The sequence below is a fragment of the Sinorhizobium psoraleae genome (assembly GCF_013283645.1).
Lineage (GTDB): Bacteria > Pseudomonadota > Alphaproteobacteria > Rhizobiales > Rhizobiaceae > Sinorhizobium > Sinorhizobium psoraleae.
The window spans coordinates 1,100-2,698 of sequence record NZ_JABEKV010000047.1 but is presented as its reverse complement, the minus strand read 5'-3'; the positions used below and the strand labels follow the sequence as shown (position 1 = coordinate 2,698).

At 61.4% G+C, this 1,599-nt stretch carries 3 protein-coding genes (1 of these 3 running past the window's edge); all 3 read left to right on the top strand.

Going from position 1 to position 1,599, the window contains the following annotated elements:
- Positions 1 to 89: 89 nt before the first annotated feature.
- Positions 90 to 536, top strand: a complete 447-nt coding sequence (gene tnpA / locus ILFOPFJJ_RS34500) for an IS66-like element accessory protein TnpA (protein ID WP_173514860.1) — start codon at positions 90 to 92, stop codon at positions 534 to 536.
- Positions 533 to 886 (top strand): IS66 family insertion sequence element accessory protein TnpB, encoded by a 354-nt coding sequence (tnpB, locus tag ILFOPFJJ_RS34495; RefSeq protein WP_173514859.1) that lies wholly within the window; start codon positions 533 to 535, stop codon positions 884 to 886. Before tnpA ends, tnpB begins: the two co-directional genes overlap by 4 nt.
- A 62-nt stretch (positions 887 to 948) precedes the next feature.
- A protein-coding gene (gene tnpC / locus ILFOPFJJ_RS34490) for an IS66 family transposase (protein WP_173514858.1) crosses the window boundary here: on the top strand, positions 949 to 1,599 show its 5' portion. The gene runs 1,002 nt beyond the window's last position; 651 of the gene's 1,653 nt are visible here — the first part of the coding sequence; the start codon lies at positions 949 to 951; the stop codon falls past the right edge of the window.

Sequence of the window (1,599 nt, the reverse complement as noted above, 5' to 3'; positions counted from 1 at the left end):
GTAAGCGCCGTCTCCGCCCCATTGGATAGGCTGTATTTTGAGGCTGGCCGGGCGTGCGAGAAGGTTTCCAGGACTATCTGGAGATTTGCATGGCAGATGATGGATTTGTTGGGCGCTACGAAGTTGTCGAGCCGCGCGGCGGAAACCGGCGTTGGCCAGATGATGTGAAGGCGCGGATCGTGGCGGAAAGCCTTGAGCCTGGTGTTCGAGTTGTTGATGTCGCGCGCCGTCATGACGTTGTTCCGCACCAGCTTTCCTTGTGGCGCCGGCAAGTGCGCGAGGGCATTCTGACGCTGCCTTTTGAGTCTATGCCGGGCCTGTCGGAGAGCGGCGATGCCGAGCCTGCATTTGTGCCTTTGGCGATTGCGGCAGAGCCGAGCGAGGCGGTGAATGTTTTGGCGCCGCCGAAACTGCGGGAGGCGGTTTCGTCAGTCTTGACGCTCACGATCGGCCCGGACGTTGTGATGCGGGTTCCCGGCGATGTGCCGGTTGAACGTGTGGCCGCTCTGGTGCGCGCCATGCGAGGGACGGCATGATCGTCGCGGGCCAACGACTGCCGATCCTGATTGCAACGCGGCCGGTGGACTTCCGCTGCGGGCATCAGGCGCTGGCTCTGATGGTGCAGACCGAGTTGAAGCTCGACCCGCATTCCGGGGTGACGGTGATCTTCCGGTCGAAGCGCGGTGATCGTCTGAAAATCCTGGTATGGGATGGCACCGGCATGGTGCTGACCTACAAAATTCTTGAACATGGAAGCTTTGCCTGGCCCAAGGTGCAGGATGGGACGATGCGTCTTTCCAGGGGGCAATACGAAGCGTTATTCGAGGGGCTCGACTGGCGGCGATGCATGGCGCAACGGGTGATCGCGCCGTCGGCGGCAGGGTGAATATCCCGCTGCCTTTGCATTGTTTTATTTGGATTTTTTGTGCTGTCTTGCTATAAGACCGCATGTCGTCGCCCCTTGATCTCAGCCTGTTTCCGGACCTTCCGCCAGAGGTGGTGAAGGCGTTTGCGGCGATGCAGTTCGAACTGTCGGTCGAGCGTGCTGCACGTCAGCATGAGCAGGCTGTGGTTGCCGAAAGGGACGCCTTCATCACCGAGCTGAAGGAACTGATCGAGAAGCTTGAGGGGCAGGTTCACGACTATCGGCGCACGAAGTTCGGGCCGAAATCGGAAAAGCTCGATCCGGCGCAGATGGAACTGGCGCTGGAAGACCTTGAAACGGCGATTGCCGAAACACAGGCGCGGATCGCCGCCGTCGAGAAAAAGATCGAAGCCAGCGCATCCGATCCGGACAAGGCCGTTCCTCGCAAGGAGCGTAAGGCCCGTGCACTGCCCGAACACCTGCCGCGGGTCGAGCGAGTGATCGAGCCCGAGAGCATCGTTTGTCCCTGCGGTTGCGGCAACATGGTCCGGATCGGCGAAGACCGGACGGAACGGCTCGACCGGATTCCGGCGCGCTACGAGGTGATCGTCACCATCCGCCCGAAATACGCCTGCCCCAAGGGTCGAACGGGCGTCATCCAGGCCAGAGCGCCAGCGCATCTGCTGGAAGGGAGCTGGCCGACGGAAGCCCTTCTGGCTGAGATTGCCGTCTCC